At 71.3% G+C, this 14504-nt stretch carries 11 protein-coding genes; 7 read left to right on the top strand and 4 right to left on the bottom strand.

Annotated features, from left to right (window positions below; genetic code table 11):
• Positions 1-6 precede the first annotated feature (6 nt).
• Positions 7-939 carry an aldo/keto reductase gene (locus KV106_RS05485; RefSeq protein ID WP_261207467.1) on the bottom strand — a complete coding sequence of 311 codons (933 nt, stop codon included), beginning with the start codon at positions 937-939 and terminating at the stop codon, positions 7-9.
• Positions 940-1207: 268 nt separating this feature from the next.
• On the opposite strand from KV106_RS05485, the gene KV106_RS05490 reads away from it, so the two are divergent.
• A complete protein-coding gene (locus KV106_RS05490; RefSeq protein WP_261206880.1) occupies positions 1208-2746 on the top strand; it encodes a sialidase family protein in 1539 nt (512 codons plus the stop codon).
• 15 nt (positions 2747-2761) lie between these two features.
• Here the strand turns inward: KV106_RS05490 and KV106_RS05495 are convergent, their stop codons facing one another.
• Positions 2762-4129, bottom strand: coding sequence for a M20 metallopeptidase family protein (locus tag KV106_RS05495; RefSeq protein WP_261206882.1), 1368 nt, complete (start codon positions 4127-4129; stop codon positions 2762-2764).
• 132 nt (positions 4130-4261) lie between these two features.
• On the opposite strand from KV106_RS05495, the gene KV106_RS05500 reads away from it, so the two are divergent.
• Both KV106_RS05500 and KV106_RS05505 read left to right on the top strand, forming a co-directional pair.
• Complete coding sequence (locus KV106_RS05500; RefSeq protein ID WP_261206884.1) at positions 4262-5161, top strand: LysR family transcriptional regulator; 900 nt, start codon at positions 4262-4264, stop codon at positions 5159-5161.
• A 90-nt stretch (positions 5162-5251) separates the two neighbouring features.
• Positions 5252-6166, top strand: a complete 915-nt coding sequence (locus KV106_RS05505) for a LysR substrate-binding domain-containing protein (protein ID WP_261207469.1) — start codon at positions 5252-5254, stop codon at positions 6164-6166.
• A 12-nt stretch (positions 6167-6178) separates the two neighbouring features.
• Here KV106_RS05505 and KV106_RS05510 read toward each other — a convergent pair whose 3' ends face one another.
• A complete protein-coding gene (locus KV106_RS05510; RefSeq protein WP_409976481.1) occupies positions 6179-6793 on the bottom strand; it encodes a 2-hydroxychromene-2-carboxylate isomerase in 615 nt (204 codons plus the stop codon).
• 8 nt (positions 6794-6801) lie between these two features.
• The gene (locus tag KV106_RS05515) at positions 6802-7689 is read right to left on the bottom strand and encodes a CmcJ/NvfI family oxidoreductase (protein WP_261206886.1); all 888 of its coding nucleotides are present in this window, start codon (positions 7687-7689) and stop codon (positions 6802-6804) included.
• Between the two features lie 231 nt (positions 7690-7920).
• On the opposite strand from KV106_RS05515, the gene imuA reads away from it, so the two are divergent.
• The 4 genes from imuA to KV106_RS05535 all read left to right on the top strand — a co-directional run bounded on the left by imuA (position 7921) and on the right by KV106_RS05535 (position 14485).
• On the top strand, positions 7921-8736 hold the full coding sequence (imuA, locus tag KV106_RS05520) for a translesion DNA synthesis-associated protein ImuA (RefSeq protein WP_057596687.1): 816 nt from the start codon (positions 7921-7923) through the stop codon (positions 8734-8736).
• On the top strand, positions 8705-10087 hold the full coding sequence (locus KV106_RS05525) for a Y-family DNA polymerase (RefSeq protein WP_261206889.1): 1383 nt from the start codon (positions 8705-8707) through the stop codon (positions 10085-10087). Before imuA ends, KV106_RS05525 begins: the two co-directional genes overlap by 32 nt.
• Complete coding sequence (locus KV106_RS05530; RefSeq protein ID WP_261206891.1) at positions 10080-13424, top strand: error-prone DNA polymerase; 3345 nt, start codon at positions 10080-10082, stop codon at positions 13422-13424. The genes KV106_RS05525 and KV106_RS05530 overlap by 8 nt, the downstream gene beginning before the upstream one ends.
• Positions 13425-13528: 104 nt before the next feature.
• Complete coding sequence (locus KV106_RS05535; RefSeq protein ID WP_261206893.1) at positions 13529-14485, top strand: hypothetical protein; 957 nt, start codon at positions 13529-13531, stop codon at positions 14483-14485.
• Positions 14486-14504: the final 19 nt, after the last annotated feature.

Here is a 14504-nt window from a genome sequence, read left to right on the forward strand (position 1 = left end):
GCGGCGTCAGCCCAGCACCTCGGCCGCGTGCCGTTTCCAGAAGGCCGCGTCGGGCACCGGCCCCGCGCCGGCCGCCGCGTTCTCGACCATGTGCGCCGCGCGGCTGGTGCCGGGGATGGTGCAGGTCACGGCCGGATGGCTCAGCACGAACTTCAGCAGCACCTGGGCCCAGCTCGCGCAGCCGATCTCCGCGGCCCAGCCCGGCAGCGCGCGCTCGCGCAGCCGGCGCAGCAGGCCGCCGCCACCGAAGGGCATGTTGACGATCACCGCCACGCCGCGCTCGGCCGCCAGCGGCAGCAGCCGTTCGCCGGCGGCGCGCGCGTCGAGCGAGTAGTTGATCTGCAGGAAGTCGAGCGGCTGCGCGCGCAGCACCGCCTCGACCTCGTCGTAGGCCGAGGCCGTGTAGTGCGTGATGCCCAGGTAGCGCACGCGGCCCTGCGTTTTCCATTCGCGCAAGGTCGCGAGCTGGGTGCGCCAGTCGACCAGGTTGTGGATCTGCATCAGGTCCATGCGCTCGGTGCGCAACCGCGCGAAGGACTGCGCCATCTGCGCGATGCCTTCTTCGCGGCCCGAGGTCCAGACCTTGGTCGCGAGGAAGGGGCGCCGAGCGCCGCGGGCCGCCGCCGTGGCGGCCAGCAGCTCGCCGGTGCTCTCCTCGGAGCGGCCGTACATCGGCGAGCTGTCGATCACCGTGCCGCCCGCGGCGAACAGCGCCTCGAGCACACCCGCGAGGCGCTGGTATTCCTCGCTGCCGGGACGCTGGTCGAAACCGATCCAGGTGCCGCAGCCGATCACGGGCAGCGCTTCCTGGGTGGAGGGGATGGGGCGGGTGTTCATGGTCGGCGGGGGCGTGGACCCGGCCGGCCGCTGCGCGAACGCGCTCAGCGCGGCGCTCGCGGGCAGGGCCGCGGCGAGCCGCAGGAACTGCGCGCGATGCATCGGCGCCGCGAGCGCGGGCCGCGAGGAGGACGTCGGGCCGGAGGGCTTCATGGGGGAGGGTGGCATCGACGATAGCACCGGCCTCGCCCTCGCGCAGCGGGCCGCCGATTGGCGCCGATGCAACACCTTCGTCCGGTGGATTGCCCGCGGATGTTCCCGAATGTATCGTCCGCGTCCGCAGGTGGAGGGCCTGCCGTCCGGCCGTCGATCGATCGAGCGATCCGCCGGAGCCATCCCGCAAAACCATTCCAACAAGAGAGCCACGACCGTGACCCCGTTTCCCCGACCCGTCGTCCGCCTGCTGCGCGGATTCGTGCTGCTGCTGGCCGCGGCTCTGCTGGCCGCCTGCGTCGCGCCGCCGATCGCCCCCGAGCAGACCCTGACGGGCCACGAAGGCGCCGTGGTGATGAAGCTGATCACCAACAGCCCCGGCGAGAACGACCCGGCCGAAACGCTGTGGACCCTGCACCTGCAGCGCGTGCTCGAGCCCGGCGAGAAGCAGACCGGCCAGGACATGGTGGTGCTGCGGCGCACGCGCCATTCCACCTACACCACGGCCGTGTTCAGCGGCATGGTCGCGCCGGGCCGCTACATCATCAAGCACGCGGCGGGCGGCTCGGGCAACATGAACTACACCTTCCCCATCGATGCGAAGTTCGGCAGCTTCGACGTGGTACGCGACGAGGTCACGCTGCTCGGCACCCTGCTGATCCAGCCGCGCGGGGGCACGCGCTTCGTCGTCGCCTACGTGCGGCCGGAGGAGGAGCTGCAGAAGACCTTCGAGACCCTCTATCCCGCGCTCGCGGCGCAGACGCGCGATCGCCCGCAGCACGGCTTCATCTTCTCGCCCGACCTGCATCGCCGCGCCGCGCTGGCGCCGCAGCTCAAGCGGCTCGCGTCCGCCTGGCACGGCCTGGCGCAGACCGCCGACGGCGAGTTCATGGCCGGCGCCAAGCTCGGCAAGGTGCTGTGGCGCAAGAGCGGCGAGAGCCGCTGGCGCGAGATCGATGCGAAGACCTGGCGCGAGGTGCTGTCGGTGCGGCCGTACCGCGGCGGCCTGCTGGTGGCCGGCGAGGAGGGCCTGCTGCGCCTGTCGAGCGACGAGGGCGACACCTGGAAGGATCTGCTGCCGCCCGACGACGGCCTGATCCAGATGGCGCAGCCGATGCGCGACGGCAGCCTGGTGGTGATCTCGCGCAGCGACAGCCAATGGAAGGTCTACGCGTCCGCCGACCCGGGCGCCGGGTGGCGCAAGCTCGGCGAGTTCTCCGACACGCGCTCGATCAACGTGCCGTGGATGCGCAGCATGGCCTTCGGCACGCCCGAGCGGGCCGGCGTGATGATGCCGAACGGCGACCTTCACGTCACCGACGGCCGCACGCTGACGCGTTCGAGCAATGGCCAGTCCACCCTCGACGTGAACGCGCTGCCCGACGGCACGCTGGTGTCGCAGACGGCGATCTTCACCAAGTCCACCATGCTGTCGCCGGACTGGGGTCAGACCTGGACCGACCTCAACACCAGCCGCTTCGTCGTGACCATCGCCTTCAAGGATCGCCAGACCGCTTATGCGGTGGCGCCGATCGCGCCCGGGTTCATGCCCGGGCCGATGGGCCTGATGACCACGCGCGACGGCGGCAAGAGCTGGACGCACACCGGCAGCTCACCGAGCGTCACCGGGCCGCAGGCCGTGCGCCAGATGATGGTGGACCGCTCCGACGGCTCCCTGATCGCCTTCCTGCCCGACAACCTGATCCTGCGCTCCGCGGACGAGGGCAAGAGCTGGAAGATCGTCAAGGACAACTGAAGCGTCTCGCGGTCTTCACTGCGCTTGCGAGACCTTGACCCCCGCGGCCCCACCGGCCGGCCGGTTCATGTACGCCAGCGTGCTGCCCACCAGCGCGCGCACGCCCACGCGCAGCGCCGACTCGTCGATCACGAACTCGGACGAGTGGTTGGGCGCGCCGTTGCGGTCGGCGAAGGGCGAGGCATTGAGGTGCCAGAACACGATCGGGATGTTCTTGCCGAAGGAGCCGAAGTCCTCCGAGCCCATGCTCGGCTGCGACTCGCGCGCCTTGCCGGGACCGGCCGCGGTCTCGAGCGCCTGCGTCACGGCCTGCGTGGCGGCCGGATCGCTGACCAGCACCTCGTAGCCGGTGTCGATCGTGACCTCGGCCGCGAGGCCGTGGCTCTCGGCGATCTTCTGCGCCTTGAGCCGGATGGCGTCGTGCGCGGTCTTCTGGTTCTTCTGCGACAGCGAGCGCACCGTGCCCGCGATCTCGGCCGTGTCGGGCAGGATGTTGACGCGGTTGCCGCTCTGCAGCAGGCCCACGGTCACCACGGTCGGGCCGTCGAGCGGATCGATCTGGTGGCTCACGATGTTCTGCAGCGCCAGCGCGATCTCGGCCGCGGCCAGCGTGGGGTCCTTCGCGGTCCAGGGCGAGGAGCCGTGGCCCCCCTTGCCCTTGAGCGCGATCTTGAACACGTCGCCGCTGGCCATCAGGCTGCCGCGCCGGTAGCTGATGGTGCCCGAGGGCGCGCGCGCACTGATGTGCTGGCCCATCACCACGTCGACCTTCGGGTTGTCGAGCACGCCGGCCTTGACCATCGCGGGCGCGCCGCTGGCCACCGGCCCCGGGCCCTGTTCCTCGGCGGGCTGGAACAGGAACACCACCGTGCCCGGCAGTTCGTCGCGCACCTTCGACAGCGCCTGCGCCGCGCCCAGCAGCATCGCCACGTGCGTGTCGTGGCCGCAGGCGTGCGAGACCGGCACGTCGCTGTTGAGCCAGGGCGCCTTCACGGTCGAGCGGAACGGCAGCTCGTTGCGCTCGGCCACCGGCAGCGCGTCCATGTCGGCGCGCAGCGCCACCACCGGGCCCGGCTTGCCGCCGCGCAGCACCGCCTTGATGCCGGTCTTGGCGACGCCGGTCTGGACCTCGATGCCGGGCATCTTCGCGAGCGCCGCCGCGATGTAGGCGGCCGTCTGCACCTCCTGGTACGACAGCTCCGGATGCTGGTGCACATGGCGGCGCCATTCGATCACCTGCGTCTCGGAGGCATCGGCGAGCGCCAGCGCGCGTGCCGTCAGCGCATGGCCGGCATCGGGCGCCGGCGCGGTCTGGGCCGAGGCCGCGACGTGGAAGAGGCTGCCGGAGAGCATCAGCAGGGCGAAGCGGGAGCGGAGTTTCATGGGTGGCTGCAGAAGGAAGGGTGAAGGAATGTGTCGAGGCGGGTCGACCTTAGCGAAAGCCGGCGCATCGGAAAAGACTCGAAAAACTCCAGGGCGATCAAAATCCCTGATCACCCCATTCCTCGTCCTCCCATGAACCTGCGCCATCTGAAGATCTTCGAAGCGATCGCCGAGGCCGGCAGCATCCGCGCCGCGGCGCGCGTGGCCGGCCTCACGCAGCCCGCCATGACCTACGCGATGCGCGAGCTCGAGCAGAGCGTGGGCGCGCAACTGCTGGTGCGCAGCGCCCAGGGCGTGTCGCTCACCGTGATCGGCGAGGCCCTGCTCCAGCGCGCGCGGTTGCTGGCCAACGAGGTGCGCCGCGCCGAGGACGAGATCGCCCAGTTGCGCGACGGCGCCGGCGGCCTGCTGCGCGTCGCCTTCAGCTCGTTCGCGGTCGAGCGGCTGCTGCCCGACGCGCTGCAGGACTTCCGCCGCAAGTGGCCGGGCGTCGCGCTCGAGTTGCAGGAGCTCAGCGGCGCCGACGTGAAGGGCCTCTGGAGCCGCGGCGACTTCGACTTCGCGATCCTCGGCGAACTCGAGCCCGATGCCGGCGACGGCGTGCACCGCGAGACGCTGCTCGAGTTCCCGCTCGCGGTGGTGGCCGGCGCGAAGCATCCGCTGGCGCGCGTGCGTTCGATGGCGAAGCTGCACGAGGCCATGTGGGTGGTGCCCTGGTACGGCGTCGAGCTGCTGCGCCGCCACTTCGCCGCGGCCGGCCTGCCGCCGCCGCGCGACATCGTGATCTGCCATTCGTGGCAGCTCGGCATCACGCTGGTGAAGAAATCCGGCGCGCTGACCCTGGCCGCGGCCTCGCTGTTCAGGCATGCCGTGGCGGCGCGCGGGCTGGTCGCGCTGCAGGTCGCGGACAGGCTGCCCCAGGTGCGGGTGTCGCTGCTGATGCGCGACCCCGCGGCGCTCACGCCGGCGGCGCGGGCGTTCTCGCAGTCGTTGAAGGCGGTGGCGGACGGGGTGGCGGCGGGGGGACGGTAGCCGGCCGGCTCATTCGGCACGAAGACACGCGGCGGTGCCTGTGCTCCAATCCCATTCCACCCTCGCCATCCCGCCGCATCCGCCATGGGCTTGCCGCTCCCGCTCGTCCGCCTGTCCTCGCTCGACCTCGTGCGCGGCTTCGTCGCGGTGGGGCGGCGCATGAGCATCTCGCTGGCGGCGCAGGACCTGTGCGTGACGCAGTCGGCGGTCAGCAAGCAGGTGCATGCGCTCGAGGCGCAGCTGGGCGTGAAGCTGCTGGTGCGCGGCCATCGCTCGATCTCGTTCACGCCCGAGGGCGAGCGGCTGTTCCGCAGCGCCGATGCGGTGGTGCAGCAACTGCAGGAGGTGATGGGCGAGATCGGCCGCACCGGGGCGCAGCGGCCGGTGACGCTGAGCGCGAGCATCGGCGTCACGGGGCTGTGGCTGCTGCCGCGGCTCAGCCGGGTGCAGGACATCCATCCGGGCGTGGACGTGCGCGTCTCGGCCAACAACCGCGTGGCCGACCTGCGCAACGAGGGCATCGACCTCGCGATCCGCTACACCACGCCCGCGCTGGCGCCGGCGGGTGCGGTGCGGCTGTTCGGCGAAACGGTGGCGCCGGTGGCGCATCCCTCGCTGGCGCTGCCGCCGCTGGCCTCGGCCGAGGCGATCGCGGCGCTGAACCTGCTCGAGTTCGACGATGCGCAGCGGCCCTGGCTGCAGTGGCGCGACTGGCTGGCCGCGGCCGGCTGGGCCGACGCGAAGCCGCGCGGCATGCTGCGCTTCAACCAGTACGACCAGCTGATCCAGGCCGCGATGGCGGGGCAGGGCGTGGCGCTCGGGCGGCTCGAGCTGATCCAGCCGCTGCTCGACGACCGGCGGCTGGTGCGCGTGGAGGCCGCGTTGCCGGCCCAGCCCTCGGGCCATGCCTACTGGCTGATCCAGGCCGAGCCGCGGCCGCGCGAGGAAGTGCGGCACGTGGCCGAGTGGCTGGTGGCGGAAGCCAAGGGCGCCGCGCCGCGCTGAGACCGTTGGGGTTCAGGCGCCGGCCTGCGCGCGGGCGAATGCCAGCGCATCGTCGAGCCGGTCGTTGCCCCAGAACATTTCCTCGCCGACGAAGAAGGTGGGCGCGCCGAAGATGCCTTTCTCCATCGCGGTCTCGGTCTGGCGGCGCAGGCGCAGCTTGTTGGCGTCCGACAGCGCCTCGTCGATCACGCGGTGCGCCGGCAGGCCCATGTCGGCGAGCAGCGCGGCCATGGTCTCGGGCGCGTCGATGTCGCGGTCCTCGGCGAAGTTCAGCTGCATCGTGCGGCGGCAGAACTCGCCGATCCACGGCTGGCCGGCGCCGGCCAGCGCGATGCGCAGCGGCAGCACGGCGGCCCGCGGGAAGTTGCTAGGCCGCCGCCAGGGCAGGCCGTACTTGCGGCACTGGCGCACCATGTCCTTCCAGACGTAGTCGCCCTTTTCCTTTTGCAGCACGAAGGGCGAGGTCTCCCAGCCCAGCGCGCGGAACACCGGCCCGAGCAGGAAGGGCTGCCAGCGCAGCGCGACGCCGTGCGCGGCGGCGGCCTGCTCGATGCGCATCGCGCTGAGGTAGCTGTAGTTGCTGCCGAAGTCGAACCAGAAATCGAGCGTGGGTGCGTTCATGGCCATGGCCTCCCTCACTCGAACACCACCAGGCAGCGCGCCTCGATGCTTTCGCGCAGCGGTGCATCGGCCGGCGCCAGCGGATGGTCGAAGGCCGCGTGCGGCGTGAAGCGTGCGACGCCGCCGAGCTGCGCGTCGTACTGCTTGAACACCAGCGCCTCGTGCCGGTCCATGCGCGAGAAGTACGACCAGCGGTGGGTGGGGGCATGGGTGGCGAGGTAGATCTCGCCGGTGCGCTTCGGATAGCGCACCTCGGCGTTCACCAGGTCGCGCGCCATCACCGTGCGCGCATCGCAGACGGCCAGCGGGGTGTCGAGCACCGGCCCGGCGATCGAGCGCCAGATGTTGACGATGCAGTAGCGCCGCACGGCGGCGGCCTCGGCCGCGCTCGCGAGCACCAGCGCGAGCCGGCGCCGGCCCGATTCCTCGGTGTAGTCGTTGTGGATGCGGCCGTTGGCGGCGGCCTTGCCGTCGGTCTTGCCGCGGCCGAAGTTCAGCGCGGTGCGCTCGGGCTCGCGCTGTCGTACCAGGTGGTCGAACACGTGGGCGCGCGCGCCGCCGGTGACCGCGAGCGCGAGCGCGGCCAGCTCGGGGTAGTAGACGGCCTGGACCTCGGCGTCGTCGAGGAAGTCGGCGACCGCGGTCGGCGCCTCGCGCAGCTCGAAGCCCTCGCGCTCGATGTGGGTCGCCCGGCCGCGGGCATCGGCGATCGGCATGGCGATCCGCTCGTACTCGCCGCTCTCCCAGGGCAGGCCGGGCGGCGGCGTGAAGGCGTAGCTGTAGGGCCGCAGCGCGGTCGGCCGCAGGTAGTTGAGGCCGGCCTCGATGTCGCCGCTGGCGGGCAGCGGCGCGGCGGCGATGGCCGAGCCGGCGGGTGGGGAATGGGAAAGGGTGGCGTGCATTCCTGGGGCTCCTGGACATGGCCCGCTGGCGACCGCGGCAGCCCATCCGCCGCGGCCACGAGGACCATTCTTCGTGAAGTCATTGGAGCGGCTTCGGCGCGGGGCTTCAAACGAGATCTTGGCGCCATCGCATGAGCCATCGGAATGGGAGAAGGGGCCCCGCAAAGAAATTTGCCGACCCGATTGCGAACCCCTGAAATACTGGATAAAAATACAGTTAACAGTTTCATCATGGGCCTTCCTTCCCTCGCCTCCCTCTCTCCCGCCGCCGGCCGCGGCGTCTGGCATGCCGACGAGCTCGGCAGCGCCGACGCGCAGGTCATCGGCACCGGCCATGCCGCGCTCGACGCGCAGCTGCCGGGGGGCGGCTGGCCGGTCGGTGCCATGAGCGAGCTGCTGCAGGCCGCGCCCGAGGACCATGTCTGGCGGCTGCTGCTGCCCGCGCTGGTGCAGTCGGTGGCGGCGCGCGGCGGCCCCGTGGTGCTGATCGGTCCGCCGCGCGAACCCTTCGGCGCCTCGCTCGCGGCCCATGGCCTGCGGCCCGAGGCGCTGATGTGGGTGCGCAGCGAGGCCGCGGCCGCGCGGCTGTGGGCCTGCGAGCAGGCGCTGCGCTGCGCCGAGGTGGGCGCGGTGCTGGCCTGGCTGCCGCAGGCGCGCGTGGGCGAGCTGCGGCGGCTGCAGCTCGCGGCCGCGCAGCACGAGGCGCTGCTGTTCGTCTGCCGGCCCGAGGCGGTGGCGCAGTCGGCCTCGCCCGCGCGGCTGCGGCTGCGCATCGCGCGCTGCGAAGCCGACCCGGCGCAGATCGAGCTGCACATCCTCAAGCGCCGCGGCCCGCCGCTGGCCGCGCCGGTGATGCTGCCGGCGCGCGGCGAGCGCATGGCGGCGCTGCTCGCGGCCGCGCGGTTGCGGCGCAAGCTGCGCGCGCAGCAGCAGGGCGCGGTGGCGGTGGAGGCGGTGGAAGCACCGCCGGCCGCCAACGTGGTGCGCATCGACGCATGGAAGGCAGGAGGCGCCAATGCACTGGATCGCCTTGCAGTGGTCGCTTGAGGCGCAGGCCGAGGCCGGTGCCGCCACGGCCGCCGCCGATGCCATGCCCACGCCCGAGGCGCTGGGCTGGTGGGCGCTGCGCTACACGCCGCACGTGTGCTGGCTCGACGAGGCGCTGATGCTCGAGGTCTCGGCCTGCGAGCGCCTGTGGGGCGGGCGTTCCTCGCTGATGCGTCAGTTGCTCAACGAGAACCCCGTGCCTGCCGCCGCCGTGCTGCGCGGCGCGCAGGGCGCCACCAGCCTCGAGGCGCTGGCGCGGCTGCGGCTGTTCGTGCGCGAGGAGAAGCGGCCGCCCGAGATTCCCGCCGGCCTGCCGCTCGACACCCTGAGCGCCGCGCGCGAGCACCTCGATGCGCTCGCGCGGCTGGGCTGCCGCAGCTGGGGCGAGGTGGCGGCGCTGCCGCGCGGCGGGCTCTCGCGGCGCTTCGGTGCCGAGCTGCGCGCCGCGCTCGACATCGCCTGGGGCCTGCGCCCCGAAAGCCATGCCTGGCTCACGCTGCCCGACGTGTTCGAGCAGAAGCTCGAGCTGCCCGCGCTGGCCGAGACCGCGCCCGAACTCATGTGGTCGGCCAACCGGTTGTTGTCGGCGCTGCAGATCTGGCTGCGTGCGCGCCAGCGCGGCGCGCGCGCGCTCGAACTCGAATGGACGCTCGACCTCAAGCGCTTCAACGGCGTGAACCTGCCGCCGACCCAGCAGGTCGCGGTGCGCACCGCCGAGCCCACGCAGGACCTCGCGCACCTGCGCCGCCTGCTGTCCGAAAAGCTCGCCCTCGCCACGCTCGCCGCGCCCGCGAGCTGGCTCAAGCTGCGCTCGCTCGAGACCGATCCGTGGGCCGGGGCGAGCACCAGTTTTCTGCCGGAGGACAACCGCAAGGGGGACAAGTTGCACGAGATGGTCGAGCGGCTGAGCGTGCGGCTGGGGGCGATGCAGGTGCTGGTGCCGCGGGCGCGGGCGGATCACCAGCCCGAACACACGCAGGTCTGGCGGCCGGCGCTGGGCCGCAGCGGCATCAAGTCCGCGGCACCCAAGGTACGGGCACGCGATGCCGCCGCGGCACCGGCCCAGCAGCCCGATGCCCTCTATCCCGCCTGGCTGCTGCCCGAGCCGCTGCGCCTCGAGATGGACGGCGAGCGGCCTTGCTACAAGGGTCCGTTGAGCAAGCTGATCGGGCCGCAGCGGGTCGAGACCGGATGGTGGGGTGGCGTGGACGAGGGCGGCCAGCCGGCGGTGCGCGACTACTACATCGCGGAGAGTCCCGAGGCCGGCCTGGTGTGGATCTTCAGGGAGCGCTCCGCGGCCTGCTTCGCCTCGGGCGAGGTGCGCTGGTTCCTGCAGGGGCTGTATGCCTGATTCGAGCGCCAAGCAGCGCAAGCCGGCCCCGGTGCAGCCCCTGCCGCGGCGCGAAGCGGTCGGCGTGCCGAGCCTGCCGGGCTATGCCGAGCTGCATTGCCTCACGCACTTCAGCTTCCAGCGCGGCGCTTCCACGCCCGAGGAGCTGGTGCAGCGCGCCTACCACCTCGGCTATGCGGCGCTCGCCATCACCGACGAATGCTCGGTGGCCGGCATCGTGCGCGCGCACGTGGCGTTGCGCGACCTGCCGGGGCAGCTCGACGAGTACGAGCGCGAGCATCCCGAGGAGCCGCCGATCCCGCGCCATCCCGAGTTCCGGCTGCTGTTCGGCAGCGAGTTCCGCTTCGAGCGCTTCAAGCTGGTGGTGATCGCGAACGACACCGAGGGCTGGGGCAACCTCTGCGAGTTCATCACCGCCGCGCGCACCACTGAACTGCCCAAGGGCGACTACCGCGTGACCTGGGACGGCAGCGACGTGGCCTCGCTGCAGCACTGCCAGGTGCTGTTCGTGCCGCGGCGCGTGCCCGGCGCCATGCTCGACGCCGAGGCGCTGCACGGCGACCTGAAGGCGGCGCAGGCCCTCTATGGCGACAACCTCTGGCTGACCGTCGAGATGCTCAACGAGATCGACGACGACCTCTGGTTCGTGGCGCTGACCGAGGCCGGCGAGCGCGCCGGCGTGCGTCGGGTGGCGGCCGGCGACGTGCACATGCATGCGCGCGCACGAAAACCGCTGCAGGACGTGCTCACCGCCGTGCGCGAGGGCAAGACGGTGGCCGAATGCGGCTTCGCGCTGCAGTCGAATGCCGAGCGCCATCTGCGCCAGCGCGTGCGGCTGGCCGAGCTCTACACGCGCGAGATGCTCGCGAACACGCTGGAGGTGGCCGCATGCTGCAGCTTCGATCCGAAGGTGATCCGCGAGAACTACAAGTACCCGCTCGAGACCCTCGGCCACGACGAATCGCCCGCGCAGACGCTGGTGCGCAAGACCTGGGAGGGCGCGAGGAAGCGCTATCCCGACGGCGTGCCCGACAAGGTGTGCGAACAGGTCGAGAAGGAGCTGTCGCTGATCCTCGAGCTCGAATACGAGATGTTCTTTCTCACGGTGGAGGACATCGTGCGCTTCGCGCGCTCGCAGAACATCCTTTGCCAGGGCCGAGGTTCCTCCGCCAACTCGGCCGTCTGCTATTGCCTCGGCATCACCGCGATCGATCCCCACAAGGGCCATCTGCTGTTCGAGCGCTTTCTGAGCCGGCATCGTCATGAGCCGCCCGACATCGACGTCGACTTCGAGCACCAGCGGCGCGAAGACGTCATCCAGTACATCTACGAGAAATACGGCCGCGACCGCGCCGCCATTGCCGCGGTCGTCATCTGCTACCGCGCGCGCAGCGCATTGCGCGACGTGGGCAAGGCCCTGGACATCGACGAGCGCCTGGTCGACGAATTCGCGAAGGACCACTACTGGTTCGACGACACCGTGCTCGGCGAGCAGTTGCGTGCCGCCGCCGCGCGCGTGGGCGTGGAGGAGGATGAACTCAAGCTGGTGCAGTGGATCGAGATGACGCAGCGCCTGCGGGGCTTTCCGCGCCACCTGAGCCAGCATGTCGGCGGCTTCGTGTTGACGCACACCAAGCTCACGCGGCTGGTGCCGGTCGAGAAGGCCTCGATGAAGGACCGGTCGGTGATCCAGTGGGAGAAGGACGATCTCGAGGCCATCGGCATGCTCAAGGTCGATGTGCTGGCGCTCGGCATGCTCAGCGCGATCAAGCGGGGGCTCGACCACATGAACCGCTGGCGGGGCTGGAGCCGGGAAATGCACCAGATCCCGAGCGACGATCCCAAGGTGTTCGACATGATCTGCGACGCCGACACCGTGGGAGTCTTCCAGATCGAGAGCCGTGCCCAGATGTCGATGCTGCCGCGTCTGAAGCCGCGCACTTACGAAGACCTGGTGATCGAGGTCGCGATCGTGCGGCCCGGGCCGATCCAGGGCGGCATGGTGCACCCTTACCTCAAACAGCGTGAACGTGTCGCCAAGGGCCTGCCCATCTTCTACGAGAAGGACGAACTGCGGCCCGCGCTGGAACGTACCTTGGGCATCCCGATCTTCCAGGAACAGGTGATGCAGATCGCGATGATCGCGGCCCGGTTCACGGCCGACGAGGCCGATCAGTTGCGCCGCGCAATGGCGGCATGGAAGCGCAAGGGCGGGCTCGGCAAATTCCACCGCAAGCTGGTCGACGGCATGGTCCACCATGGCTACAAGGAGGAATTCGCCGAAGCCATCTTCAGACAGGTCATGGGCTTCGGCGACTACGGCTTCCCCGAAAGCCACGCCGCCAGCTTTGCGCTGCTGGTCACGGTCAGCAGCTGGCTCAAGTGCCACGAGCCCGCCTGCTTCCTCGCCGCCTTGCTCGACTCGCAGCCGATGGGCTTCTACAGCCCTTCGCAGCTGGTGCAGGACGCGCGCCGGCATGGCGTGGAGGTGCGACCGGTCGACGTGACCTGCAGCGAGATCGACACCACGCTCGAGCCGCGCGCGGCCGATGCGCCGCGCGTGCCGCCGGGCACCGACGCACGCTATGCCGAGCGCCTGGGTCACGACGATCAGCCTGCGGTCCGCCTGGGCCTGAACCGCATCGCGAGCCTCAGCAAGGGCGGCGCGAAGCGCCTGCTCGAGGCCCGCGCGCAGTCGCCCTTCACCAGCACCGAGGACCTCGCGTTGCGCGCCGAGCTCGACGGCAAGGACATGGCGGCGCTGGCCGCGGCCGATGCGCTGATCTCGCTGTCGGGCCATCGGCGCCAGCAGATGTGGGATGCGACGGCGCAGCGGCGCGCGCCGGGGCTGCTCAAGGGCGTGCCGATCCACGAGGAGGCGCTGGCGCTGCCCGCGGCGCCCGAGGGCGAGGAGATCGTCGGCGACTATGCGTCGATGCGCCTCACGCTGCGGCGCCATCCGCTCGCGCTGCTGCGCCCGCGGCTGGCGCGCATGAACCTGCTGAGCGCCGAGCAGCTGCGCGCCATGCCCAGCGGCCGCGTGGTGCGCGCCTGCGGCATCGTCAAGGGTCGGCAGCGGCCGCAGACCGCCAACGGCACCATCTTCGTCACGCTCGAGGACGAGACCGGCAACGTCAACGTGATCGTCTGGAACCACGTGATCGAGGCCTGGCGCGAGCCGCTGCTGAAATCGCACCTGCTCGCGGTGCAGGGCACCTGGCAGCGCGACGACGACAGCGGCGGCAAGGTGCAGCACCTGGTCGCCACCGGCTTCAAGGACCTGACGCCGCTGATGGGCCGGCTCGCGCAGAGCAACAGCAGCCGGGATTTCCACTGACGCGACGGCGGCATCCGCGCGCTCTGTCCGTCTGTGCAACCGATCGCAACCGTTCGTTCGAGTCCTCGCCTCATCCACCGGATTTCGCTAACCTGTTCCTCACCATGTCCGCACTCGCCCTCGATCCCATCGTCGACACGCCCATCGGCCCGCCGCCACCCGCGCCCGACGTGCCCGTGGTGCCGCCACCGCCCGTCATGCCGCCGGGGCCGTTGCCCGAGGGCGATCCGCCGCCCGCGATGCCGCCGGTGACCGACCCCGGCTTTCCGCCGCCGGTGGAGGAACCACCGATGCAGACCGCGGTGTCGCTCGCGGCCTCGCTGGCCATCGCATCGGCGTCGGGCGGCGTGCCCTTCGGCAAGCTGCATGCGCGGCGCCTGCGCGAGATGTACCGCTCGGCCGGCTGGCCCTGCTGCGACGCGATCGAGGTCGAGCTGCTCGCGGGCGGATTCCTCGAACGCGTGCGGTCGGCGCAGGGCCACGAGACCCTGCGCGTGACCGATGCCGGCCTCGCGCGCATCGCCACCACGCTCACGATCAACCGAGCGGCGCTGTCGCCGCACGAGGCGCTGGTCGAACGCGTGGCGCGCGAGATGACGCGCGGCGGCCGCATCGCCTGGCGCGGCCTGAGCCTGCGCGCGAAGCTGCCGCCGGCGGAAGAGGGCGGCAAGGCGCGCTGGTGCATGGCCAGGCCCGATGTCTTCTCGATCCGCAACACCAGCGTCGAGGCCTATGCGCATCCGATCGTGCACGAGGTGAAGGTCAGCCGCGCCGACCTGCTGGGCGACCTGCGCAAGCCCGACAAGCGCGCGGCCTACCTCGACCTCGGCGGCGAGTGCTGGTACGTGCTGGGCAACGATGCGCGCGGCCGCTGCATCGCCACGCCCGAGGAGGTGCCGGCCGAATGCGGCGTGATGGTGCTCGAGGGCGAACGCCTCGTGGTCGCGCGTGCCGCGGTGCATCGCAGCTTCGAGCGGATTCCGTTCGCGGTGTGGCTGGCGCTCGCGAAGGCGCAGCCGATGGCGGGGTTCGATGAGGACGTACAGGACCTGCTGGTGTGAGGCCTACCGAGCCGGCGCG

It is taken from the genome of Variovorax endophyticus, from assembly GCF_025376855.1.
Taxonomy (GTDB): Bacteria; Pseudomonadota; Gammaproteobacteria; order Burkholderiales; family Burkholderiaceae_C; genus Variovorax.

Excerpts from the sequence above, each read along its gene's own strand:
- KV106_RS05485 (WP_261207467.1), bottom strand. The coding sequence starts at position 939 with ATGCATCGCGCGCAGTTCCTGCGGCTCGCCGCGGCCCTGCCCGCGAGC.
- KV106_RS05495 (WP_261206882.1), bottom strand. The coding sequence starts at position 4,129 with ATGAAACTCCGCTCCCGCTTCGCCCTGCTGATGCTCTCCGGCAGCCTC.
- KV106_RS05500 (WP_261206884.1), top strand. The coding sequence starts at position 4,262 with ATGAACCTGCGCCATCTGAAGATCTTCGAAGCGATCGCCGAGGCCGGC.
- KV106_RS05510 (WP_409976481.1), bottom strand. The coding sequence starts at position 6,793 with ATGGCCATGAACGCACCCACGCTCGATTTCTGGTTCGACTTCGGCAGC.
- KV106_RS05515 (WP_261206886.1), bottom strand. The coding sequence starts at position 7,689 with ATGCACGCCACCCTTTCCCATTCCCCACCCGCCGGCTCGGCCATCGCC.
- imuA (WP_057596687.1), top strand. The coding sequence starts at position 7,921 with ATGGGCCTTCCTTCCCTCGCCTCCCTCTCTCCCGCCGCCGGCCGCGGC.
- KV106_RS05525 (WP_261206889.1), top strand. The coding sequence starts at position 8,705 with ATGCACTGGATCGCCTTGCAGTGGTCGCTTGAGGCGCAGGCCGAGGCC.
- KV106_RS05530 (WP_261206891.1), top strand. The coding sequence starts at position 10,080 with ATGCCTGATTCGAGCGCCAAGCAGCGCAAGCCGGCCCCGGTGCAGCCC.
- KV106_RS05535 (WP_261206893.1), top strand. The coding sequence starts at position 13,529 with ATGTCCGCACTCGCCCTCGATCCCATCGTCGACACGCCCATCGGCCCG.